The sequence below is a fragment of the Mycobacterium timonense genome (assembly GCF_025821985.1).
Lineage (GTDB): Bacteria > Actinomycetota > Actinomycetes > Mycobacteriales > Mycobacteriaceae > Mycobacterium > Mycobacterium avium.
On record NZ_JACKSY010000082.1, the window covers coordinates 1 to 23325 of the forward strand.

Sequence of the window (23325 nt, forward strand, 5' to 3'; positions counted from 1 at the left end):
ATGCTGGTGGTCGAGCGGCTTTCGGATGCGCGGCGGTTGGGGCATCCGGTGTTGGCGGTGGTGCGGGGTTCGGCGGTGAATCAGGATGGTGCTTCCAATGGGCTGACGGCGCCGAATGGGCCGTCGCAGCAGCGGGTGGTGCGTGCGGCGTTGGCCAACGCGGGTCTGTCGGCGGCCGAGGTGGATGTGGTGGAGGGGCACGGCACCGGCACCACGTTGGGTGATCCGATCGAGGCGCAGGCGTTGTTGGCGACGTACGGTCAGGATCGTGGCCAGCCGTTGTGGTTGGGGTCGATCAAGTCGAACATGGGTCATACTCAGGCGGCTGCGGGGGTGGCCGGGGTGATCAAGATGGTGCTGGCGATGCGCCACGAGTTGTTGCCGGCCACGCTGCATGTCGATGAGCCCAGCCCGCATGTGGATTGGTCGGCGGGGGCGGTGTCGTTGTTGACCGAGGCCCAACCGTGGCCGGGTGAGCGGCCGCGGCGGGCGGGGGTGTCGTCGTTTGGCATCAGTGGCACCAATGCGCACGTCATCATCGAGGCGGTCCCGGCCGTCGAGCCGGCGCACGCCGACGCGCCNGCGCTGCCGGTGTTGCCCTGGGTGGTGTCGGCCAAGTCCGCGGCGGCGTTGCGGGCGCAGGCGGCGCGGTTGGCCGAATACGTGCGCGCGCAGGGGGAATTGGACATCGCCGACGTGGGCTGGACGTTGGCGGGACGCGCGACGTTCGAGCACCGGGCCGTCGTGGTGGGCGGTGACNGGCGCAGGCGGCGCGGTTGGCCGAATACGTGCGCGCGCAGGGGGAATTGGACATCGCCGACGTGGGCTGGACGTTGGCGGGACGCGCGACGTTCGAGCACCGGGCCGTCGTGGTGGGCGGTGACNGGGACCGCCTGCTGGCCGGGCTGGACGAGCTGGCCGCCGACGACCCGGCCGCATCGATCATCCGGGGTGTCGCCACACCGGCGGGCAAGACGGTGTTCGTCTTCCCCGGCCAGGGATCCCAAACCCTAGGCATGGGAAGGCAATTGCATGCCGGATATCCGGTTTTCGCCGAGGCGTTCGACGCGGTCGTCGCCGAACTCGACCGCCATCTGCTTCGCCCGCTGCGCGACGTCATCTGGGGTGACGACGAAAACGTCTTGAACAGCACCGAATTCGCGCAGCCGGCGCTGTTCGCGGTGGAAGTCGCATTGTTCCGGCTGCTCGAATCGTGGGGAGTGCGACCCGATTTCGTGATGGGCCACTCGATCGGGGAGCTGTCGGCCGCGCACGTCGCCGGTGTGCTGTCATTGCAGAACGCCGCGGTGTTGGTGGCGGCGAGGGGCCGGTTCATGCAGGCGCTGCCCGAGGGCGGGGCGATGATCGCCGTGCAGGCCACCGAGGCGCAGGTGCGCCCGCTGCTGGGCCCGGGCGTCGGCATCGCCGCGGTCAACGGCCCGGCCGCGGTGGTGATTTCCGGTGACCACGATGCGGCCGTCGCGATCGCCGAGCGGCTGCGCGCCGAGGGTCACCGCGTGCACCGGCTGTCGGTGTCGCACGCCTTCCACTCCCCGCTGATGGAACCGATGATCGACGAATTCGGAACTGTCGCAGCCGGTCTCGCCATCGACAAACCCGTCATCCCGATCATCTCCAATCTGACTGGGCAACCGGCGGCCGACGACTTCGGGTCGCCGGAGTACTGGAAGTGCCATGTCCGCGACGCGGTGCGCTTCGCCGACAGCGTGCGGTTCGCGCAGTCGGCCGGTGCGACCCGTTTCCTGGAGGTCGGGCCGAGCAGCGGCCTGACCGCAGCGATCGAAGAGACGCTGGCCGACGCGCCCGTCGTCACCGTGTCCGCCCTGCGCAAGGACCGCCCGGAGCCGGTCGCTCTGGTCAACGCCGTCGCCCAGGGCTGGGTCTGCGGCATGGACGTGGACTGGCGCGGCGCACTCGGTACGGGGCACCTGGTCGACTTGCCCACGTATGCCTTTGACCGGCGGCGCTTTTGGCTTTCCGGCGACGGCGCGGCCTCCGATGCGGCGGGGCTGGGCCTGGCCGCCGGCGACCACGCCCTGCTGGGCGCGGTGGTGGAACTGCCCGCCTCGGGTGGCGTGCTGCTCACCGGCCGGCTGTCACCGGCCAGCCAGGGCTGGCTGGCCGACCACGCCGTCGGTGGCGTGGTGCTGTTCCCCGGCGCGGGGTTCGTCGAACTGGCGATCCGCGCCGGCGACGAGGTGGGCTGCGGCATCATCGACGAGCTGAATCTGGCTGCGCCGCTGGTGTTGCCGGCCGGCGGTTCGGTCGCGATCCAGGTCGTGGTCGACGGCCCGGATGATTCGGGTGCGCGTGCGGTGTCGGTCTTCTCCCGCGCCGACGCGGGCGCGGGCTGGTTGTTGCACGCCGAGGGTGTGCTGCGCGCCGGGTCGGCGCAGCCGGCCACGGACCTGTCGGCGTGGCCGCCGGTGGGCGCGGTGCCGGTCGATCTCGGCGACGGATATGAGCAACTCGCCGAGCGCGGCTACCGGTACGGGCCGGCGTTCCGCGGCCTGACGTCGATGTGGCGCCGCGGCGACGAGATCTTCGCCGAAGTGAACCTGCCCACCGATGCCGGCGTCAGCACAACCGGTTTCGGCGTGCACCCGGTGATGCTGGACGCGGCGTTGCACGCGGTCATGTTGGCGTCCGACGGCGACGACCTCCCGGCGGGCTCGATGTTGGTGCCGTTCTCCTGGCAGCGGGTGTCGTTGCATGCCGCGGGCGCGGCGGCGGTGCGGGCACGGATCGTGCCGGTCAGTCCGTCCGCGGTGTCGATCGAATTGGCCGACGGGTTGGGGCTGCCGGTGCTCTCGGTGGCGTCGATGGTGGCGCGGCCGGTGACCGACCAACAGCTGTTGGCCGCGGTGTCGAACTCGGGCCCGGACCGCCTCTTCGAACTGATCTGGTCGGCCCAGCCGTCGACGGCCGTGCAGCCGGTGTCGCTGTTAAATTGGGGCGCAACGGAATTGGACGCCACCGACACCGACTCCGACAGCGGGCGTTTCGCGGTGCTGTTCGAATCGGCGCCGGTGGCCGGGGACGTCGTGACCGAGGTGTACGCCGCGACCCGGGCGGTGCTGCCGGTGCTGCAGTCGTGGCTCGCCCGCGACGGGGCCGGCACCTTGGTGGTGTCGACCCGCGGCGCGATGACGCTGCCGGGAGAAGACGTCACCGATCTGGCCGGCGCAGCGGTGTGGGGCCTGGTGCGCTCCGCGCAGACCGAGCACCCCGGCCGGATCGTGCTGGTCGATACCGATGCGCCGCTGGACGCCGATGCGGTCGCGGCGGTGCTGGCGGTCGGCGAGCCGCAGACGTTGCTGCGCAACGGAACCGTGTACACCGCGCGGGTGCTCGGCAGCCGGGCGGTGGGTGCCCTGCTGGTGCCGCCGGAGGATGGACCGTGGCGGCTGGGCATGAGCAGCTACGGCACCATCGAGAACCTGCGGTTGGAGCCGATCCCCGACGCCGACGCGCCGTTGGGGCCCGGCCAGGTTCGGGTGGCGACCTCGGCCCTTGCCGCCAACTTCCGCGACGTGATGATCGCGTTGGGCCTGTATCCCGATCCGGACGCGGTGATGGGCATCGAAGCGTCCGGCGTGGTCATCGAAACGGCCTCGCAGGACGGGCGTGTCGCGGTCGGCGACCGCGTGATGGGCCTCTTCCCGGACGGAACCGGGACCGTCGCCACCACCGATCAGCGGCTGCTGGTCAAGGTGCCGGCCGGATGGTCGCACACCGCGGCCGCGACGGCGTCCGTGGTGTTCGCCACGGCCTACTACGCGCTGGTGGACCTCGCCGACGCCAGGCCCGGCCAGCGGGTGCTGGTGCATGCCGCCGCCGGCGGCGTCGGGATGGCCGCGGTGCAGCTAGCCCGGCATCTGGGCCTGGAAGTGTTCGCCACCGCCAGCCGCGGCAAGTGGGACACGTTGCGCGACATGGGCTTCGACGACGATCACCTCGGCGACTCGCGCGGCCTGGACTTCGAGGACAAGTTCCGGGCGGTGACCGGCGGGGCCGGGATGGACATCGTGCTCGACTCGCTGTCCGGTGATTCCGTCGACGCGTCGCTGCGGCTGGTCGCCCCCGGCGGGATCTTCCTGGAAATGGGCAAGACAGACATCCGCGACCCCGAGGTCGTCGCCGCCGAGCACCCCGGTGTGCGCTACCGCGCCTTCGATCTCTTCGAGGCCGGGCCGGACCGCATCGCCCGGCTGCTCGACGAATTGGCCGCGATGTTCGGCGAGGACGTGCTGCGGCCGTTGCCGGTCACCAGGTTCGACGTGCGACGTGCGCCGGCCGCATTGCGCTACCTGAGTCAGGCCCGCCACGTCGGCAAGGTGGTGATGACCATGCCCGACGCGTGGACAGCGGGCACGGTGCTGATCACCGGCGCCACCGGGATGGCCGGTTCGGCTGTCGCGCGACATGTGGTGACCCGCCACGGCGCGCGGAACCTGGTGTTGGTCAGCCGGCGCGGACTGGACGCGCCGGGCGCCGCGGAGCTGGTGGCCGAGCTGACCGCGGCCGGCGCGCACGCCGAGGTGGTGGCCTGTGATGCCGCCGACCGGGAGGCGCTGGCCAAGGTGATCGCCGACATCCCGATGCAGCACCCGCTGACCGGGGTGATTCACGCCGCCGGGGTGCTCGACGACGCGGTGGTGACGTCGCTGACCCCGCAACGGATCGACACCGTGCTGCGGGCCAAGGTGGACGCGGCGTGGAACCTGCACGAGCTGACCCGCGACCTGGATGTCGGTGCGTTCGTGATGTTCTCGTCGATCGCCGGGCTGGCCGGCGCGTCGGGTCAGGGCAACTATGCGGCCGGCAATTCGTTCCTGGACGGCTTGGCCGCTCATCGGCGGGCCCACGGGTTGCCGGCCATCTCGCTGGGCTGGGGGCTGTGGGATCAGGCCAGCGCCATGACCGGCGGGCTGGGTGCGGCCGACCTGGCCCGGTTCGGCCGCGACGGTATCGTCGCGATGTCGTCGCAGGAGGCGCTGGAGTTGATGGACACCGCGCTCATCGTCGACGAGCCGTTCCTGCTGCCGGCCCACATCGACCTTGCGGCGCTGCGGGTCAAGTTCGACGGTGGCACGCTGCCGCCGATGTTCGTCGACCTGATCAACGCGCCCACCCGCCGCCAGGTCGACGACTCGCTGGCCGCGGCCAAGTCGAAATCGGCTCTGCTGCAACGCCTCGAGGGGCTGCCCGAGGATGAGCAACAAGCGGTCCTGCTGGACCTGGTCCGCTCCAACATCGCCACCGTGCTGGGCAGCTCCAGCCCGGAGGCGATCCACCCGGACCGGGCCTTCCAGGAACTCGGGTTCGACTCGCTGACCGCCGTCGAGATGCGCAACCGGCTCAAAGCCGCGACCGGGCTTGCCCTTTCGCCGACGCTGATCTTCGACTACCCGAACTCGGCCGCGCTGGCCGGTTACATGTATCGGGAACTGGTCGGCACGTCCGAACAGCCGACAGCGGCCGCGGCGCCGGGCGAAGCCGAGATCCAGCGCGTGGTGGGATCGATTCCGGTCAAGCGTCTTCGCCAGGCCGGGGTCCTGGAGCTGTTGCTGGCGTTGGCGAACGAGTCCACCGGGACCGCGCAATCCGCAACGCCGGCGGTGACCACCGAAAAGGACATCGCCGACATGGATCTCGACGACCTGGTCAACGCCGCGCTGCTGGATGACGACGACGAGTAGGCGGTCGATGAGAATCGCGGTCACCGGGGCCAGCGGCGTGCTCGGTCGCGGCCTCGCCGCCCGGCTGCTCAGCAAGGGCCACGACGTCGTCGGCATCGCCCGGCATCGGCCCGACAGCTGGTCGAGCGCAGCGGATTTCATCGAGGCCGACATCCGGGATGCCGCCGCGGTCAACCGCGCGGTCACCAGTGCGGACGTCGTCGCGCATTTCGCGTGGACCCACGACACTCAGGAGCGGACCGGCTCGCAGGTCAACATCGCCGGCACCGCCAACGTGCTGGCGGCGATGGCCGAAACCTCGGCGCGCCGCATTGTTTTCCCATCGTCGCCGCACGTCTACGGCGGCGGCGACACCCCGCGCAGCGAGGCCGAGGCGCCGGCCCCGTCGGCCGCCGACGCGGTGCAGCAAGCCCGCGTCGAGGAGATGCTGGTCGCCTCCGGACTCGAATCCGTCACCATCCGCTGCGCGCTCGTCGTCGGCCGCAACGTCGACAACTGGGTGCGCCGGGTTCTGGCGCTGCCCGCCTTCCCCGGCGGGACCGTCGATCGCCCCATCCAGTTGGTGCACCTCGACGACGCGCTGCGACTACTGGAGTCGGCGGTGCTGAGCCACGAAATACCCAGCGGCACAGTCAATCTCGCTGCGCCGGGGACGACGACGTTTCGCCGGATCGCGGCCACCCTGCGCCGCCCGGTGCTGCGGCTGGGCCGCCCGGCGCCGGCCGAGCTGGAGCCGGTGCTCAGCGCGCCGCTGATGGATACCGCGCTGCTGCACGAGCGGTGGGGCTTTCGGCCGGCATGGCAGTGCGGTGAATGTGTCGAGGATATGGCGCTGGCGGTGCGCGGGCGCGTCACGGTGGGGCGCCGCGTCGTGTCGCTGCCCTGGCGGCTGGCCAACGTCGCGGACCTGCCCGCCGTCGATGCCCCCGCGCAGGACGGTGTGGTGCCCGTACCGGCCGGCCCCGAAGGGGTCAACGGCGAGTTCGACACGCCGATCGATCCGCGTTTCCCCACCTTCCTGGCCACCAACTTGTCCGAGGCGTTGCCCGGTCCGTTCTCGCCGTCCTCGGCGTCGGCGACGGTGCGCGGAGTACGCGCCGGCGGCGTCACCATCGCCGAGCGGCTGCGGCCGGGTGGTCTGGTGCAGCGCGAAATCGCCCTGCGCACCGTCGGCGTGTTCGCGCACCGCCTCTACGGTGCGATCACCTCGGCGCACTTCATGGCCGAGACCGTGCCGTTCGCCAAGCCGTCGATGATCGTCAGCAACAGCGGGTTCTTCGGCCCCAGCATGGCCTCGCTGCCCGTCTTCGGTGAGCAGCGGCCGGCCGAAACCGGCTGGGCCCGAAGGCTGTTGCGCAATACCCGCAACATCGGGGTGTTCGGCGTCAATCTGGTGGGCCTGAGCTCCGGTGCGGCGCGCGACACCGACGACTTCATCGCCGACGTGGATCGGCTGGAGCGGCTGGCCGGCGACGCCGCCGAACTCGACGAGCGCCGGTTGCTGAGCCTGATCGCGTTGGCGCGCGACCAGGTCGTGCACGGCTGGGTGCTGGCCTCCGCGTCGTTCATGCTGTGTGCGGCGTTCAACGTGTTGCTGCGCGCGGTGTGCGGACGGGACACCTCGGCGCCGGCCGGCCCGGAACTGGTCAGTGCGCGATCGGTGGAGGCCATGCAGCGCCTGGTCGTTGCCGCACAGCGTGATCCGAACGTGGCCCGTGTGTTGACCGAACCGGGGGAGCGGTTGGACAAGCTGGCCGTCGACGCGCCGGAATTCCATGCCGCGGTGCTGGCCGAGTTGGCGCTGATCGGGCACCGCGGTCCGGCGGAGTTGGAGATGCTGTCGACGAGCTACGCCGACGACCCCGAGCTGCTGGTCCGCATGGTGGCCAAGGCGATGGCGGCGACCGCGGCGCCGCCGCCGCAGCATCCCCGTATTCCGTTGCAGGCCAAGCTGATTGCAGCGCTAACTGCGCGTCAACTCCGCGACCGCGAAGCCCGCCGCGACAAGGTGGTGCGCGCCAACTGGGTGTTGCGCGCCCTGTTGCGGGAATACGGTCGCCGGTTGACCCACGCGGGCGTCTTCGGCAGCGCCGACGATGTGTTCTACCTACTGGTCGACGAACTCGATGCCCTGCCGGCCGACGTCGCGGCGGTGGTGGCGCGGCGTCGGGCCGAGCACCGCCGGCTGGCCGGCATCGCACCGCCGACGGTGTTCAGCGGAAGCTGGCAGCCGACGGCAACTTCCGTGCCGGCGCTGGCCGGTGGCGGAACCCTGCGCGGCGTCGGGGTGTGCGGCGGACGGGTCCGCGGTCGGGTGCGCATCGTGCGGCCCGAGACCATCGACGACCTACAGCCCGGCGAGATCCTGGTGGCCGAGGCCACCGACGTCGGCTACACCGCCGCATTCTGTTATGCCGCGGCCGTGGTGACCGAACTCGGCGGGCCGATGTCGCACGCCGCCGTGGTGGCCCGCGAGTTCGGCTTCCCCTGCGTGGTGGATGTGCAGGGAGCCACCAAGTCGTTGCCGCCGGGTGCGCTCGTCGAGGTCGACGGGGCGACCGGCGAGATCAGGGTGCTGGAACTTGCTTCGGAGCCGGCCACCGGCGGCGGGTAGGCGCTTACGGCGGGCCGTGTCATGGCGCCGAATGTTGTTGCGCCGCTTGGCGGGCCAGCCTGTCGTTGTGGATCTTGACGAGTTCTCGGAACCCCAGCCGGTGGTACTTCGGTATCGGTTGGATACCCCAGACGTCCTGCGCGGTGGCCTTGCCCTCGGCGCCCTCCGGCGGGCCGAACGGCGGGTAGGGGTACTTGCACTCGAGCGTGTCGTTGGAGTACCGGATCTTGAGCAGCTCGCTGCAGATCTGGGTGAGGCTCAGCGTCGGGTAGCCGTAGTAGACCGCCATGAACGGCAGCGTGAACGCGCCCTCGATCACCAGGGCCACCAGGCACACGAGCACGGCCCGCTTGATCCATTTGTGCATGCGCGCGTAGTACGGCGTGGTGCCGGGTTCGAGACCGGCGGCCGAGTCCTTGTCGTCGGCGGTAGACGGTACGGACGGACTAGTCATGGCACGGCTCCTTTAGTCGGAGAAGATTTCGCGGTTGACGGTGTGCAGGTAGGGGATTGCCAGGAAAGGGGTGATGTAGAAGATGTCGTAGAGCCACCAGCCGATGACCGGGAACACCACACCGGCGTAGCGCACGTCGGCGAACATGGTCATGTTGAACACGTAGGCCGACCAGATCACCACGCCCATCCAGCAGGTGACGATCATCCACTGGTGGCCCCACCGCTTCATCTGCAGGAACCCGATCGCGGCGGCCACCCGCATGGAGAAGACCGTGAGAATCAGCCCTGCGACATAAGCTTTTTCGCCCGGCCCGGCCGCGCCGCCGATCCACAGTTCGTTGTAGTGCCAGAAGTAGCCGGCGTCGAACATGTTGCCCCAGCCCACCATCAGCACTCGGTTGATCAGGGTGTGGTTGGCGACCAGGTCGAGCGCCCAGCCCAGGGAGTTGAGCATTCCGTCGATCAGCACCAGGTAGCCGATCAGGGTCACGATCATCGGCCGCACCGACAATCCGGCGCGCAGCGCCCGGCGCTGCAACCACACCCCGCGCATGAAGATCGGGAACCCGATCAGGCCCGGCGCCCACATGCCCATCAGGGCGGCGCCGACGATCATCCACTTGTCGGCGTGGCGCTGGGCCTGGCGGGATTCGTCGTGGTGGTCCTCGAGGGTGGTCGCGCTGTTTGCCTGCGCGGCAGCGAGATTCACAGATCCCACCACCCGCGGGCGAACGACATGTAGAGCTGGACGCCGAACATCGCCAGCAGATAGCCGTAGATGAAGATCTGAAAGACGATGAGCGCCCTCTTGCGCTTCTGTTCCTGTCGGTCCATGCCGGTTACTCCCTTCCCTAGGGCGAACTGTTCGAGGTGGCCAGGCTGGCTGCCGCGACCTCACGCAGTCCATCGGTGACCGCGCCATCGCTGCTCAGCGGCGCGAGTATGCACGCGTCGGCGGCGTCCAATTCGGTTGCGCCGGCGGCGATCAGCTGGGCGGCGGTGACCAGCACCCTCGTCGACGGCGGTTCGAAGTGGAAGGCTTCGTCGGCGGTGCGGATCGCGACCGCGCACCTGACCAGCCGCTGGGCGGTGGCCAACGGGATTCCGGATTCGGCGACGATCACGTCGGCCTCGCGGTCGGGCGGCAGATAATGCATCGCCAGCGTGACGAACCGTTGGCGGAACGAGGGTTTGAGCTCCTTGAGTGAGCTGCGGTAGGCGGGGTTGTACGAACACACCAGCATGAACCCTTCGGGGGCCTTCACCACCTCGCCGGCGCGGTCCAGGTACAACGACCGTCGGTGATCGGTGAGCGAATGCAGGATCGCCAAGGAGTCATGGCGGGCCTCGACGACCTCGTCGAGGTAGCAGATCGCCCCGGCTTTGACGGCCCGGGTGAGCGGACCGTCGGTCCAGACCACGTCGCCGCCGGTCACCATGAAGCGCCCGACGAGATCGGAGCTGGTGAGGTCGTCGTGGCAACTGATGGTGACCACGGGGCGCTGTAGCAGCGAGCCCATGTGTTCGACGAACCGGGTTTTGCCGCACCCGGTCGGGCCGGTCAGCATCACCGGCAGACGCCGCGCAAAGGCCTGTTCGAACAGCTGAACTTCGTTGCCGTTGGCGAAATATGTGTCCGTGGTCATCTCTTCCTCAATCGGCCGGCATTCACGCGGCGACCAGTTCGCGATGGACATGGGCCAATACGCGGGGCAATTCCTCGATACGCCGGATCCGTTGCGACCGGCGCGGCCCGAATACCTCCGGAAGGGGGTCCACCCGGGTCGGCCCGACGCCCACGTAATACATCGACACGCCGGCGTCGTTGGCCTCCGCGACGGCGTGCGCGGCATCGGCCCAGGCGTAACGGCCCTCGTAGCCTTCATCGGAGATCAGCCCGTCCCCGATGACGATCAGCAGGCGCCGCTCGGAGGGTTCGGCGAGCAGCCGGCTGGTCAAATGGCGAAGTGGCGCACCGAGTCTGGTGTAGCCGCGGGTGGACAGGCCGAGTGTGCTCGGCGGCACGAACCGGCGGTCTTCGAAGTCCTTCAGGCACCGGACTTCGACCCGGTGTCGGGTGTTGCCGGTGAACACGAAAACGCCATGGCGTTCCCGCGCCAGCGTCATGGCACGCGAAAGCGCGTCGGCACAGGCCAATTCGAGCTGAAACACGCGTCCCCCGTGCACCCCCAGTGACGAGCTGCCATCGAGCAGTAGTGCGGTGGTGACGTCGCGGCCGCTGGGCAACAGGTCGCGAAACACCCTCGGCTCCTTGGCCTCGCCCGTCGTCAGGTCGATGTAGTGGCTGACGTACTGGTCGACGTCGAGGTCCGAGCCATCTTCCAGGCGGCCGGTCATTGCACGGTGGGTGTGTTCTTCGAACCACTTGCGGACATCGACGGCCACCGGCACCGGACGGCGGAGGCGCCGGCCGTCGGCGTGCTCGACGACAGCGACGTGGTCGCGCATGAATCGCTGTGTCCACATGTTCCACTCGGGATAGGGGATGCCCGGCCGGTGCTGGGGTGTGACGTCGAGATCATTGTCCTGCGGCCGGCTCGGCGGCGGCAGATTCGGGTTGCGCACACCCCCGTCGCCGCCGACGGGCACCGAGTACGGCCGCGGACGACGCTTCTGTGTGGTGGTCCACGGCATCCTCCCGAAGCTGCGTCGTAGTCTGTCGGTCAATCCCTGCGGCGCCGTGTAGGCCAGCGGCAAAGCGCCCAGCAGCGGAGGCACCGTTAATTCCAGGCCGGTCGCCGCCAATCCGATTGCCCTGTCGAGCATCTGGGCGCCGTCCATGCCCGCGGCCTGGGGGTGGACATCGGGGAGCAGCCGTTGGACCTCGGGAAGCAGGCCGGGCCACCGCGACGCGATCCAGCCGAGCGCCACGGCGCCTTCGACGAGCGTGAGCGCGCGCAGTTCCCGCGCGGACAGCTCGTTCAGCCGGAATTCGGTGACGCGTTCCTTGGATGGCGAGCATTGCAGGGCCACACCGCAGGTCAGGGTTCTGCGTGTCCAGTCGGAGGGTGCGGGGTAGGGGACGTGGACGAATGTGAGTGCCGCATTCAATCCGAAGCCCCGCCGCTCGCCGGTGACGAGCCGCACGCCTTCGCGGCGCTGCTCGCTCAGCGCGACCGCCGTCACGGCGCAACTGCGTTCCAGCGCCATCGCGCGGCCGTCGGAGTACTCGGAACGCTCGGTCATTCAGAACGTACCGATGTTGGAGAACAGCCAGTACCAGAACCAGATGATCAGCCCGGTGCCGCCCCACGCGGCGACGTAGCGGAGGATCTCCCATAGATAGCCCATGATGTGACTTCCTCGGTGGCGTAGTCGTTTTCAGCGTGCGCGCGGTTCAGTCGGCGAAGAGTTCGCGGTTGACGGTGTGCAGATAGGGGATGGCCAAAAACGGGGTGATGTAGAAGATGTCGTAGAGCCACCAGCCGACGACCGGCAACACGACGCCGGCAAAACGCACGTCGGCGAACATCGTCATGTTGAACACATAGGTGATCCAAATGACGACGCCCATCCAGCAGGTGATGACCATCCACTGGTGGCCCCATCGCTTCATCTGCAGGAAGCCGATGGCAGCGGCGATCCGCATGGTGAAGACGGTCAGGATGAGCCCGACCTCCAAGGCCTTCTCGCCGGGACCGGCCGCGCCGCCGACCCACAGCTCGTTGTAGTGCCAGAAGTAGCCGGCGTCGAACATGTTGCCCCACCCGTTGAGCAGCACCCGGGCCAGCAGGGTGTGGTTGGCCACCAGGTCGAGCGCCCACCCGACGGTGTTGATGGCGGCGTCGATGATCACGAGATAGCCCAGCAGGGTGACCAGCATCGGCCGGACGGACAGGCCTTCGCGTTGCGCCCGGCGCAGCAACCGGACTCCCCAGAGAAACAGCGGCAATCCGAAGACGCCGAGCGCCGCGGTGCCGATCAGCAGGCTGCCGGAAATCAGCCACTTGTCCGCCCGCCGCTGCGCGAGTTGTGACCGGTGCAGGTGCTCGTCGATGCTCAGGCCGGCCTGCGCGGCGTCACTCGATTCGAGCCTGGGCAGCATCGCAAACCCTCCCTGCCATCGACACTGATTGGATCGGCGCCTGCACTATAACAGACTGACTACAGTCAGCGAAAGACACCGCATCCGAACACCTCGGCGCAGCACAATGCAAGGGAGTACTGAATCGATGCTGTTCCGCGCAGCCGACGGTGGGCACCCCGTAAGGCGTTGCAGCGTCAGGGTTTCAGACTGCGCAGAGTCCTCGCGACGTAGTCCTCCAGCAGGGCGTGTCCGGTCGGCCAGTGGTTGGTGGTGATCAACAAGGCGTACAGGCCCAGCAGGAAGAACACCGCGCTGTTCATGGGATTGACGTGCGGGTCCGTCTCGCCGCGTTGCTGGGCACCTTCGATCTCGTTGGCCACCAAGACGATCAACGGGTGGTCGCGGCCGTCCTCGGTCTGCGGGCGGGTCTGGGAGAAGTGCAGCGCGAGAAAGTCATTGAAGAGCATGTCGCCCAATCGGCGCTCCAGCCCGACCACCAAGCGGACCGCCTCGTTCAACGCCGACGCCAGATCGTGCTCGGACTTGAGGAATTGCGCGAACTGCTTGGCTATTCGCTCCTCTTCCCGGCGCTCCAACTCCAGCAGTACATGCTCCTTGGTCGGGAAGTGAAAGAAGAAGGTGCCGTGGGCAACTCCCGCGGCGGCGACGATCGCGCCCACGTCGGCCTCGGCCATTCCGGCGCGGGCGAACTCGGCGATCGCGGCGCCCATCAAACGCTCGCGCGTCTGCAGGCGCTTGGCTTCACGCGCCGACAGCCGGTCCGCCACAGCCATCGCTCTTCCTTATAGTTGACCCGACTCATGCCAAAGACGGCATGCTCAACGACCCATTATGCCGCGTCATCACCAAAAGCGCTTGCATACCTTGACTATTCTTCTGGGCATCGAGCGAACCCGGATAGCAACTGAGCATAGTCATTGACTATAGTCAGTAGGCTACCTACATTGAACGGCGCAGACATCACCCGCTACCGAGGGAGTCCGGCATGGCGTTGGAGCAATTCCGGCTGGACGGACAGGTCGCGATCGTCACGGGCGCCGGGAAGGGAGTGGGGGCGGGCATCGCCCGGGTGCTGGCCGAGGCGGGCGCCACTGTCGTCGGGACCGCGCGCACCGAGGCCGATATCGTCGGCACGATGGAGGGCATCGAGGCGGCGGGCGGCAAGGGCCTGGCGCTGGTGGCCGATGCGATGAGCCGCCCGGACGGAGAGCGCGTGGTCAACACCGCCATGGAGCGTCTCGGCCGCATCGACATCCTGGTCAACAACGTCGGCGGCTCCAGCTATGCACGGTTTCTGGACATCACCGACGAGGACTTCCGGCACACCTTCGACTGGTGCGTGACCTCGGCGTTCATCATGAGCCAGCTCGTGGCCGCGCACATGCTCGCCGCCGGGCACGGCTCGATCGTCAACATCTCGTCGGGCTCGGCCCGGTTCGGGATCCGGGCATTGACCGCCTACTGCGTCGCGAAGGGCGGCCTCGAGGCGCTCACCCGCGCCATGGCGCAGGAACTCGCGCCCAAGATCCGGGTCAACGCCATTGCGCTGGGCTCTTTCGCCACCGACGGTCTGCGGGGCAGCCTGGACCTGATGCCCGGATCGCTGGAGAAGATGCTGGCGGCCACGCCCCTGCACCGGCTGGGCGACGTCGAGGACCTCGGCCGGCTCACGGTGTACCTGTGCACCCGGGACTGCTATGCCACCAATGCGATCTTTCACGTCGACGGTGGCCTCGACTCGAACAATTCGCCGCTGCCGATACCGGATTACTGAACCCCCGCAAAGGACGAGGCAGCCGTGCGCAGAGTCATTCAATTCTCCACCGGCAACGTTGGCCGGCATTCGTTGCGGGCGATCATCGGCCGGCCCGATCTGGAACTGGTCGGCGTGCACGCCGCCGGTCCGGAGAAAATCGGCCGGGACGCGGCGCAGCTGTGCGGGCTGGACGAACCGACCGGCATCATCGCCACCGACGACATCGACGCCCTGGTGGCATTGAACGCCGACTGCGTGGTCTACACGTCGCAGGGGGAGACCCGGCCGATGGAAGCCATCGAGCAGATGTCCAGGTTCCTGGCCGCGGGCACCAACGTGGTCGGCACGTCGATGGTCTGGCTGGTGGCGCCCCGTCACGCCGAGGAGTGGTTGCGCGAACCCCTGCAGCGTGCCTGCGAGGCGGGCAACACCTCGCTCTACGTCAACGGCATCGATCCCGGCTTCTCCGGCGATACGCTGGTGCACGCCGCCGTCAGCCTGGCCACCCGGGTCTCGTCGATCACCGTGCAGGAGATCTTCGACTACGGAAACTACGACGACGCCGAGTTCACCGGTGCCGCAATGGGTTTCGGAACCGCCCCGGACGACGACTCGCCGATGATGTTTCTGCCCGGGGTGATCGTGGCGATGTGGGGCGGTCAGGTCCGCAGCCTCGCGGACCATCTGGGCGTCGAGCTCGACGACGTGCGCCAGCGCATCGAGCGCTGGTTCACCCCGGAGCGCATCGACTGCACCATGATGACGGTGCAGCCCGGACGGATGGCCGCGGTCCGGTTCGCCACCGAGGGCGTCCGCGACGGCGAGCCCGTCATCACCCTCGAGCACGTCACCCGGCTCACTCGGGCCGCGGCGCCCGACTGGGAATATCCGCCCGACGGTCACACCGGGGTGCACCGCGTGGTCGTGGCGGGCGAGCCGCGGGTCGAGATCAACACCCATGTCTCCCATCCGCTGTTCGATTCCACTGACGCCGGGTGCATTTCGACGGCCGCCCGGGTGGTCAACGCGATCGACTGGGTGTGCCGGGCGCCCCAGGGGCTCATCGGTGTCGAGGACATTCCGCTCGCGGCGACCATGCGCGGCGTGCTGTGGCAGGACCGCTAGTCCACCGTTGGGCGAGATCGCTTCACGAATCGCGTCGAACCCATAGGCTGTGCCCTCAGGTGAACGATTCGTTCGGCGGCCGGACAGCCGACTTCGGAAGGAGGGCTCATGACCAAGGTGCGGACGTCCGCGCTCGGCCTGACGGCCACCGCGGTGCTGGTCGGCGCGACCGTGGTGGGCTGCGGCGGGGACAAGAACCCGGCGGCGTCATCGAGCCCGGCGGCCTCCACCCCAAGCGCCGCATCGCCCTCCGCGGGGGCGCCGGCGGACTACAGCAACCTGTTGATCAAGCCCGGCGACGTGGGCCCCAACGCCACCGCCGACGGCCCGCCCAGCCAGAATCCCAGCGGCATCACCGGCGTGGGACAGGTTTTCAAGAACCCGGACGGCAAGCGCACCATCATGGACACGATCGCGGTGTTCCCGGACCCCGCCACCGCCGCTCAGACGGCGGCGAACATGCGCGACGTCGTCGGCAAAAAGGTCAACGGGCCACAGCAGCCCATCGACATCGGCTCCAACGGGTTCATGGTGATCGGCCAGGGCAGCGATCCGGCCAACCCGATGGAGATCTCCGAGGCGGTCTTCGTCGAGGGAAGGGCGATGGTCGACCTCGAATCCGATTGTGTGATAGGCAATCCCACGCCCGCTGACGTTCTGCTCGACCTCGCCCGCAAACAAGACGCCGCGGTCAAAGCGGGCTTGCCGGCCGGCTGATCGGACCTCACAGGGGCCAGCTGTTCGGCTGGGACGCATAACGCAGGGCGGCGGCCGGCGGCAACGGCCGGCGCTCATCGACCGATATCGCGTCGACGACCAGTGCGACATAGCGTCGCCAGCCCTCGCTGCCCGCATCCATGGTGGACAACACGCTGTAGAGCATCGCCACCAACCGGGGCAGATCGTCGGCGACCAGGTCGGCGCGGATCCTGCCGGCCCGCTGTCCCTCGCGGACGAGCTCACCGAGCGCCTCGTTGAGCGAAACCGAGATGTCGGAGGTGAGGGACCCGGCCCGATGCGCGGCGGCCAGCAGGTTCTGCTCGCGGGCGCCCAGCGATATCGCGGCCTCCACCAGGCGGGTCAGCCCGTGCAGCGGATCCTTCGCGTGGCGGGCGCTGTCGATCACCGGCGTGAGATCCTCGGCAATGCTCTGGTCCAGGGCGGCCCGCACCAGGTCCGCCTTGGCCGGAAATCTGCGGTAAAGCGTTCGCTCGCCGACGCCGGCGCGGCGCGCGACCGCCTCCACCGGCGCGTCGGGGCCCAACTCCGCGTACACCTCGCGGGCCGCGCGCAGGATGCGCTCGACGTTGCGTGCCGCGTCCGAACGCAACGGCCGGTCCTCAACCGCGGTCATGAGGCCCAGCGTAACCGACAGTTGACTGCCAACTGGCGGGGCTTTACAGTCTTTAACTGTCAGGCGTCTGCCAATTAACTGGAAACATGGGTCATGTCAATATCTTTCGAGACCTCCGAATCCCGCGCCGACGCGGAGCTTCCGGTGTTGCCGATGCCGCGGGCCGCGCACTGCCCGCTCGCCCCGCCACCCGAGTTCGTGGACTGGCGGCAACAACCCGGGCTGCGCCGCGCGCTGTTCCAGGGCAACCCGGTCTGGGTGGTGAGTCGCTACCACGACATTCGCGCCGCGCTGGTCGATCCGCGCTTGTCCGCCAAGACCATTCCGGATTCGATCATGCCCACCGATGCCGACAACAAGGTCCCGGTGATGTTCGCCCGGACCGACGATCCCGAGCATCATCGGTTGCGCCGCATGTTGACCGGCAACTTCACCTTCCGGCGGTGCGAATCGATGCGACCGCAAATCCAGGACACCGTCGACCACTACCTCGACCGGATGGTCGACGGCGGTGTGCCGGCCGACCTGGTGCGGGAATTCGCCCTGCCGGTGCCGTCTTTGGTGATCGCGCTGCTGCTCGGCGTGCCGCCGGAAGACCTGGAACTTTTCCAGTTCAACACCACCAAGGGGCTCGACCAGAAATCCTCCGACGAGGAGAAGGGCAAGGCCTTCGGGGCCATGTACGCCTACATCGAGGAGTTGGTGCAGCGCAAGGCACGCGAACCCGGCGACGACTTGATCAGCCGGCTGATCACCGAATACGTGGCGACGGGCCAACTCGATCACGCCACCACCGCCATGAACAGCGTGATCATGATGCAGGCCGGCCACGAAACCACCGCCAACATGATCTCGTTGGGAACCGTTGCGCTGCTGGGGCATCCGGAGATCTATGCCAGGCTCGGACAAACGGACGACTCCGCCGTCGTCGCCAACATCGTCGAAGAGCTGATGCGCTACCTGTCCATCGTGCACAGCCAGGTGGACCGGGTCGCGACCGAAGACCTGACGATCGCCGGTCAGCTGATCCGGGCGGGGGAGTTCGTGGTGATGAACCTGCCCGCCGGGAACTGGGACACCGAATTCGTGGATAATCCCGAATCCTTCGACGCCGACCGAAACCCCCGCGGGCACTTGGGCTTCGGCTACGGCGTGCACCAATGCATCGGCGCGAACCTGGCCCGGGTCGAGATGCAGGTCGCGTTCGCCACGCTGGCGCGCCGCCTGCCCGGGCTCAGACTGGCGGTGCCCCCGGAGCAGCTGAAGTTCAAGGACGCCAACATCTATGGCATGAAGGAGCTGCCGGTGAGCTGGTAACTACCGCCGCGCCGCACATCACCATCGCCGAGCGTCGAGTTGTTGGCGCCGAAAGCCACGATTTCACGCAACAAGTCGACGTTGGGCAGCGAAAGCCTCAGCAGCTGAACGCGGCGCCCACGCCGTCCGGCGGCGGCGTCGAGCGCAGGCAGCCGAACGGTTCGACCCCGGCCGGGCTGAGCTTGGCCGCCGACTGGCGCGCGTAGTTCACGCAGTACAGGCCGGCCTGGTCGGCGCGGCACCGGTACTCCCCGAACGCCAGCGAGTCCCCGTTGGCCAGCTCCGTCCCGTTGCCGTTGACGAACGGACCCGGATCGGCCCGGGCGGACCCGACCTGCAGGCTCGTCCCGTCGAAATCGACCCAGCCGCCTTGCCATTGGCCGTAGGCCGTCGCGGGCGGCGGGGCGGGATGGGTCAGGCTCACCAGGCAGACCACCGCGCCGCCGGTGTGCTTGGCATCCGTCATGCACGAGACTTTGCCGGCCAGGGCCGACACCGCGATGTCGTCGCCCAGCGGCGTGGCCACGCCGTCGCGGGTCGCCGTGTGGTAGCGGCTCGGATCGGCCGGGTGGCCTGCCTCGATCCAGGTGATGACGTCCGACATCGCCGCACCGGCGGCCGGCGCGCCCGAGGGCCCCGGCGGTTTGCTGCTCGACGGACCGGCGGCGGACCCCGACGGCGTCGCCGCACCGCTCGGGGTGGGCTCCGAACGGCCGCCCGTCGTGTGTGCGCACCCGGCGACCAGTACTGACGCGGCGATCATCGCAGCTATCCGCATGAAGTCAGGCTAACCGGCGCGGCGGGCAACAAGGCGCTGCGCGCGCGTCGGCGCCGTCACGTCGGTTACCGTCGATTCATGCATGACCGCACCGTCCGCGCCCGCACGGCCACCGGCATCGTCGAGGGCTTCACCCGCGACGGGGTCCACCGGTGGCGGTCCATCCCGTACGCGCGCCCGCCGGTGGGCGACCTGCGCTTCCGCGCGCCGCAGCCTGCGCAGCCGTGGTCGGGCGTCCGGCACTGCCACGGCTTCGCCAATTGCGCGCCGCAGCAGCGCCGTTACACCCTGCTCGGCCTCTCCGGCCTCGGCGGCCGCTATCAACCCATGAGCGAGGACTGCCTCACCCTCAACGTCGTCACGCCGGAGGCGCCGGCCGAGGGGCCGCTGCCGGTCATGGTGTTCATCCACGGCGGCGGCTACTTCCTGGGCAGCTCGGCGACACCGCTGTACGACGGGGCGGCGCTGGCCCGGCGCGGGTGTGTCTACGTGTCGGTGAACTATCGCCTGGGTGCGCTGGGCTGCGTGGACTTCTCGTCGCTGTCGACGCCGGAAATCCCCCTGGAGAGCAACCTGTACCTGCGCGACCTGGTGCTGGCGTTGCAGTGGGTGCGCGACAACATCGCCGAGTTCGGCGGCGACCCGGACAACGTCACGATCTTCGGGGAGAGCGCCGGCGCCTGCATCACCGCCACGCTGCTGGCCGTCCTGGCCGCGAAAGGCCTGTTCGCTCAAGCGATTTCGGAAAGCCCGGCCTCGGGACTGGTGCGTTCCCAGGAGGTCGCCGCCGAATTCGCGAATCGCTTCGCCAACCTGCTCGGTGTGCGCCGCCAGGACGCGGCCAACGCGCTGATGCAGGCGTCGGCGGCCCAACTGGTCAAGACCCAGCACCGGCTGATCGACGAGGGCATGCAGGACAGGTTGGGCGCCTTCCCGATCGGGCCCGTGGTCGGTGACGACATCCTGCCGACGGACCCGGTGGAGGCGATGCGGCGCGGGGAGGCGCACCGGGTGCCGCTCATCGTGGGCACCAACGCCGAAGAGGGCCGGTTGTTCACCCGGTTCCTGGCCATGCTGCCGACCAACGAATCGATGGTCGAAGAGCTGCTGGCCGACGCGGAACCGGCTGTGCGCGAACGCATTACCGCCGCCTATCCGGACTATCCCGACCGGTCCGCGTGCATCCAGCTCGGCGGTGACTTCGCCTTCGGCTCGGCGGCCTGGCAGATCGCCGAGGCCCACTGCGCGCACGCACCCACCTACCTCTACCGGTACGACTACGCCCCGCGCACGCTGCGCTGGTCGGGTTTCGGCGCCACCCACGCCACCGAGTTGCTCGCCGTGTTCGACGTCTACCGCACCAGGTTCGGCGCACTGTTGACCGCCGCGGCCGACCGGCGGGCCGCGCTGCGGGTGAGCAATCAGGTGCAGCGGCGCTGGCGGGCCTTCAGCCGCACCGGCGTGCCGGGGGAGGACTGGCCGCGCTACACCGCCGCCGATCGCGCCGTGCTGGTCTTCGACCGGAAATCGCGTGTCGAGTTCGATCCGCACCCGCACCGCCGGATGGCCTGGGACGGCTTCTCACTGGCGCGCTGACCTGGCACGCTAACCCTCATGCACGCCGAGACCGAGCAAGTCATCGAACGACCCAGTGACCTGAGCGCCTCCTGGCTGGCCGCGGTGATCGGCACCGGCCCCATCGCGGACTTCTCGGTCGAGCGCATCGGCACCGGCCAGATGAGCGAGTGCTACCGGATCCGGCTGCGCTACGCGCAGGCCGATGCGCGGGGACCCGAGTCGGTGGTGCTCAAGGTGGCGGCTACCGATCCGGTCAGCCGGCAGACCGGCCTGGCGCTGGGCCTCTACGAGCGGGAGGTCCGCTTCTACGGTGACGTCGCGCCGCGGCTGGGCGGACCGATCGCGCCCTGCTACCACGCGGCCGTCGACACCTCGACCGGCGTGTTCGACCTGCTGCTGGGCGACGCCGGACCGGCCGTCGTTGGCGACGAAATCGCCGGTGCCACAATCGAACAGGCCCGGCTGGGGGTCGTCGAGCTGGGGCGGCTGCACGGCCCGCTGCTCGGCGACATCTCGCTGGCGCAGGCGCCGTGGCTCAACCGCGACGCGCCGCTGAACCAGGCCATGATCGCGCCGCTGTACGCGGGTTTCGTGGAGCGCTACGGCGACCAGATCGCGCCCGAGCACCGGGCGGTGTGCGAACGCCTGGTGGCCGCGTTCGACGGCTATCTTGCTCAGGAGCCGGGCGTCCGGGGCCTGGTGCACGGCGACTACCGGCTGGACAATATGCTGTTCGGCACCGCCGGGGCCGAGCGCGCGCTGACGGTGGTCGACTGGCAGACCGTGTCGTGGGGACCCGCGCTGACCGATCTCGCCTACTTCCTGGGGTGCGCGCTGCCCACCGAGGACCGCCGCGAACACTACGACGCGCTGCTGCGGGCCTACCACGAGGCGCTGGGCCCGCAGCCGCCCATCACCCTGGCCGACGTCGCCGACGGGGTCCGCCGGCAGAGCTTCTTCGGGGTGATGATGGCGATCGTCTCCTCGATGCTGGTGGAACGCACCGACCGCGGCGACCAGATGTTCATGACGATGCTGCGGCGGCACTGCGACCACGTGCTCGACACCGACGCGCTGGCGACGCTGCCGGCCGCGAGCGCGCCCGAGCCGTTGCAGCCGTCGCCCGAGGACGAACTCGCCCACGATCCCACCACCGAACCGCTGTGGAGCGAGAGCTGGTACGCCGACTTTGCCGATCCCGCACAGGGATTGGGCGGCTGGTTTCGTCTCGGCCTGGTCGCCAACCAGCAGACCGCGTGGGTGCACGCGTTGGTGTGCGGCCCCGACATGCCGACCGTCGCCGTCGACGCGCAGGTGCCGCTGCCGCCGGATCCGTGGACGGTGCGCACCGACACCTTCGAGATCACGCATTCCGCCGGCGCGCCGCTGCGCAGTTACCGCGTCGACGTGCGGGCCCTGGCCCAGGCCTACGCCGACCCGGCGGCGCTGCTGCGCGGGGAGCCCGGCACCCCCGTCGCGATGACCATGAACCTGGATTGGCACACCGACGGCACGCCCTACAAATACGCGATGACGACCCGCTACGAGATTCCGTGCACCGTCACCGGCAGCGTCACCATCGGCGACACCGCCTACCGCATCGAATCCGTTGCCGGACAACGCGATCACTCCTGGGGGGTGCGCGACTGGTGGAGCATGGACTGGATCTGGAGCGCACTGCACCTCGACGACGGCACCCATCTGCACGGGGTGAACATCCGCATCCCCGGCGCACCCGCCTTCAGCATCGGCTACACCCAGGGCGCCGACGGCGAAGTCACCGAACTGCAGACCGTCGACTCGCGAGAATCCTTCGGCGACAACGGATTACCGCTGGACGCGACGCTGGAACTCAACCCGGGCGAGATCACCGCGCAGGTGGACGTGCGCGGCCAGGCGCCGGTCCGGCTGGTCGCCGCCGACGGGCGGGTCAGCCAGTTCCCCCGTGTCTGGGCCGCCGTCAGCACCGGAGACGGCCGCCGGGGCGTCGGTTGGCTGGAATGGAACCGCAATCTCGGCGAACGGATCGGGTGAGCGGATCGGCACCCGTCGTGGTGATGGGCGTCTCCGGGTCGGGCAAGTCGACGGTCGGGGTGACGCTCGCCCGGCGCTTGCGGGTCCCGTTCGTCGATGCCGACACCCTGCACCCGCCCGCCAACATCGCCAAGATGGCGGCCGGCACACCGCTCGGCGACGACGACCGCCGCCCCTGGCTGGACGAGGTCGGCGAATGGCTGGCCGCCCATCGCGACGGCGGCGTGGCCGCTTGTTCGGCGTTGAAGCGGGCGTACCGCGACCGGCTGCGCGCGCACTGCCCGGACGTCGCGTTCCTGCATCTGTCCGGTTCGGCGGCGCTCCTCGGCCCCCGGCTGGCGGCCCGGTCCGGCCACTTCATGCCGGCCGCGCTGCTGCAGTCGCAGTTGGACGCCCTGGAGCCGCTGGGCCCCGACGAGGCGGGGTTGACCGTGGACGCCGGCCGCGAGGTGGATTCGATCGTCGACGTCGTCCTGCGGGCCCGCCGGTAGCCGACCCCCGGGCCGTCGTGTAGCATTCTG

General features: G+C 69.1%; 17 protein-coding genes and 1 pseudogene. 9 read left to right on the forward strand and 9 right to left on the reverse strand.

The genetic code is table 11. The features are described from left to right. Together H7I87_RS19245 and H7I87_RS19250 are read left to right on the forward strand one after the other, a co-directional pair. Positions 1-5723: pseudogene (locus H7I87_RS19245) on the forward strand (type I polyketide synthase); the annotation flags it as partial. Positions 5724-5730: 7 nt separating this feature from the next. Then, positions 5731-8337 carry a sugar epimerase family protein gene (locus tag H7I87_RS19250; protein ID WP_011724798.1) on the forward strand — a complete coding sequence of 869 codons (2607 nt, stop codon included), beginning with the start codon at positions 5731-5733 and terminating at the stop codon, positions 8335-8337. Positions 8338-8356: 19 nt separating this feature from the next. Here the strand turns inward: H7I87_RS19250 and H7I87_RS19255 are convergent, their stop codons facing one another. The 7 genes from H7I87_RS19255 to H7I87_RS19285 all read right to left on the reverse strand — a co-directional run bounded on the left by H7I87_RS19255 (position 8357) and on the right by H7I87_RS19285 (position 13635). Continuing rightward, complete coding sequence (locus H7I87_RS19255) at positions 8357-8791, reverse strand: hypothetical protein (RefSeq protein WP_009976697.1); 435 nt, start codon at positions 8789-8791, stop codon at positions 8357-8359. 12 nt (positions 8792-8803) lie between these two features. Continuing rightward, positions 8804-9502 (reverse strand): hypothetical protein, encoded by a 699-nt coding sequence (locus tag H7I87_RS19260; protein WP_023861531.1) that lies wholly within the window; start codon positions 9500-9502, stop codon positions 8804-8806. Further along, the gene (locus H7I87_RS19265) at positions 9499-9627 is read right to left on the reverse strand and encodes a hypothetical protein (RefSeq protein WP_011724800.1); all 129 of its coding nucleotides are present in this window, start codon (positions 9625-9627) and stop codon (positions 9499-9501) included. The genes H7I87_RS19260 and H7I87_RS19265 overlap by 4 nt, the downstream gene beginning before the upstream one ends. A 17-nt stretch (positions 9628-9644) precedes the next feature. Next, positions 9645-10439, reverse strand: coding sequence for a CbbQ/NirQ/NorQ/GpvN family protein (locus tag H7I87_RS19270; RefSeq protein WP_011724801.1), 795 nt, complete (start codon positions 10437-10439; stop codon positions 9645-9647). Between the two features lie 22 nt (positions 10440-10461). Beyond that, positions 10462-12000 (reverse strand): nitric oxide reductase activation protein NorD, encoded by a 1539-nt coding sequence (locus H7I87_RS19275; RefSeq protein WP_011724802.1) that lies wholly within the window; start codon positions 11998-12000, stop codon positions 10462-10464. Positions 12001-12151: 151 nt separating this feature from the next. After that, complete coding sequence (locus tag H7I87_RS19280; protein ID WP_009976710.1) at positions 12152-12859, reverse strand: hypothetical protein; 708 nt, start codon at positions 12857-12859, stop codon at positions 12152-12154. A gap of 176 nt (positions 12860-13035) precedes the next feature. Further along, complete coding sequence (locus H7I87_RS19285) at positions 13036-13635, reverse strand: TetR family transcriptional regulator (RefSeq protein WP_003876760.1); 600 nt, start codon at positions 13633-13635, stop codon at positions 13036-13038. Positions 13636-13847: 212 nt separating this feature from the next. Between H7I87_RS19285 and H7I87_RS19290 the strand changes: the two genes are divergently transcribed. From H7I87_RS19290 to H7I87_RS19300, 3 genes are all read left to right on the forward strand, one after another. Beyond that, the gene (locus tag H7I87_RS19290; protein WP_011724804.1) at positions 13848-14636 is read left to right on the forward strand and encodes an SDR family NAD(P)-dependent oxidoreductase; all 789 of its coding nucleotides are present in this window, start codon (positions 13848-13850) and stop codon (positions 14634-14636) included. 24 nt (positions 14637-14660) lie between these two features. Further along, positions 14661-15743 (forward strand): NAD(P)H-dependent amine dehydrogenase family protein, encoded by a 1083-nt coding sequence (locus H7I87_RS19295; RefSeq protein ID WP_011724805.1) that lies wholly within the window; start codon positions 14661-14663, stop codon positions 15741-15743. 108 nt (positions 15744-15851) lie between these two features. Next, positions 15852-16460: a hypothetical protein gene (locus tag H7I87_RS19300; RefSeq protein ID WP_011724806.1), complete on the forward strand. Its 609-nt coding sequence runs from the start codon at positions 15852-15854 to the stop codon at positions 16458-16460. A 7-nt stretch (positions 16461-16467) separates the two neighbouring features. On the opposite strand, the gene H7I87_RS19305 is transcribed toward H7I87_RS19300, so the two are convergent. Continuing rightward, complete coding sequence (locus H7I87_RS19305; RefSeq protein ID WP_009976717.1) at positions 16468-17097, reverse strand: TetR/AcrR family transcriptional regulator; 630 nt, start codon at positions 17095-17097, stop codon at positions 16468-16470. Between the two features lie 93 nt (positions 17098-17190). On the opposite strand from H7I87_RS19305, the gene H7I87_RS19310 reads away from it, so the two are divergent. Next, on the forward strand, positions 17191-18414 hold the full coding sequence (locus H7I87_RS19310; protein WP_019732016.1) for a cytochrome P450: 1224 nt from the start codon (positions 17191-17193) through the stop codon (positions 18412-18414). A 97-nt stretch (positions 18415-18511) separates the two neighbouring features. Here H7I87_RS19310 and H7I87_RS19315 read toward each other — a convergent pair whose 3' ends face one another. Continuing rightward, the gene (locus H7I87_RS19315) at positions 18512-19192 is read right to left on the reverse strand and encodes a hypothetical protein (protein ID WP_023861532.1); all 681 of its coding nucleotides are present in this window, start codon (positions 19190-19192) and stop codon (positions 18512-18514) included. Positions 19193-19270: 78 nt separating this feature from the next. Between H7I87_RS19315 and H7I87_RS19320 the strand changes: the two genes are divergently transcribed. Genes H7I87_RS19320 through H7I87_RS19330 form a run of 3 tightly spaced genes read left to right on the forward strand, consistent with a single transcriptional unit; the run spans position 19271 to position 23295 of the window. Beyond that, positions 19271-20788: a carboxylesterase/lipase family protein gene (locus tag H7I87_RS19320; protein WP_033726897.1), complete on the forward strand. Its 1518-nt coding sequence runs from the start codon at positions 19271-19273 to the stop codon at positions 20786-20788. Between the two features lie 18 nt (positions 20789-20806). Further along, positions 20807-22804 (forward strand): DUF7064 domain-containing protein, encoded by a 1998-nt coding sequence (locus tag H7I87_RS19325; protein ID WP_011724809.1) that lies wholly within the window; start codon positions 20807-20809, stop codon positions 22802-22804. Further along, positions 22801-23295 carry a gluconokinase gene (locus H7I87_RS19330; protein WP_010949355.1) on the forward strand — a complete coding sequence of 165 codons (495 nt, stop codon included), beginning with the start codon at positions 22801-22803 and terminating at the stop codon, positions 23293-23295. Before H7I87_RS19325 ends, H7I87_RS19330 begins: the two co-directional genes overlap by 4 nt. Positions 23296-23325: the final 30 nt, after the last annotated feature.

Bases quoted from the DNA above. Each gene is read 5' to 3' on its own strand.
- H7I87_RS19250 (WP_011724798.1), top strand. From the start codon at position 5,731: ATGAGAATCGCGGTCACCGGGGCCAGCGGCGTGCTCGGTCGCGGCCTC.
- H7I87_RS19255 (WP_009976697.1), bottom strand. From the start codon at position 8,791: ATGACTAGTCCGTCCGTACCGTCTACCGCCGACGACAAGGACTCGGCC.
- H7I87_RS19265 (WP_011724800.1), bottom strand. From the start codon at position 9,627: ATGGACCGACAGGAACAGAAGCGCAAGAGGGCGCTCATCGTCTTTCAG.
- H7I87_RS19270 (WP_011724801.1), bottom strand. From the start codon at position 10,439: ATGACCACGGACACATATTTCGCCAACGGCAACGAAGTTCAGCTGTTC.
- H7I87_RS19275 (WP_011724802.1), bottom strand. From the start codon at position 12,000: ATGACCGAGCGTTCCGAGTACTCCGACGGCCGCGCGATGGCGCTGGAA.
- H7I87_RS19280 (WP_009976710.1), bottom strand. From the start codon at position 12,859: ATGCTGCCCAGGCTCGAATCGAGTGACGCCGCGCAGGCCGGCCTGAGC.
- H7I87_RS19285 (WP_003876760.1), bottom strand. From the start codon at position 13,635: ATGGCTGTGGCGGACCGGCTGTCGGCGCGTGAAGCCAAGCGCCTGCAG.
- H7I87_RS19290 (WP_011724804.1), top strand. From the start codon at position 13,848: ATGGCGTTGGAGCAATTCCGGCTGGACGGACAGGTCGCGATCGTCACG.
- H7I87_RS19300 (WP_011724806.1), top strand. From the start codon at position 15,852: ATGACCAAGGTGCGGACGTCCGCGCTCGGCCTGACGGCCACCGCGGTG.
- H7I87_RS19305 (WP_009976717.1), bottom strand. From the start codon at position 17,097: ATGACCGCGGTTGAGGACCGGCCGTTGCGTTCGGACGCGGCACGCAAC.
- H7I87_RS19310 (WP_019732016.1), top strand. From the start codon at position 17,191: ATGTCAATATCTTTCGAGACCTCCGAATCCCGCGCCGACGCGGAGCTT.
- H7I87_RS19315 (WP_023861532.1), bottom strand. From the start codon at position 19,192: ATGCGGATAGCTGCGATGATCGCCGCGTCAGTACTGGTCGCCGGGTGC.
- H7I87_RS19320 (WP_033726897.1), top strand. From the start codon at position 19,271: ATGCATGACCGCACCGTCCGCGCCCGCACGGCCACCGGCATCGTCGAG.
- H7I87_RS19325 (WP_011724809.1), top strand. From the start codon at position 20,807: ATGCACGCCGAGACCGAGCAAGTCATCGAACGACCCAGTGACCTGAGC.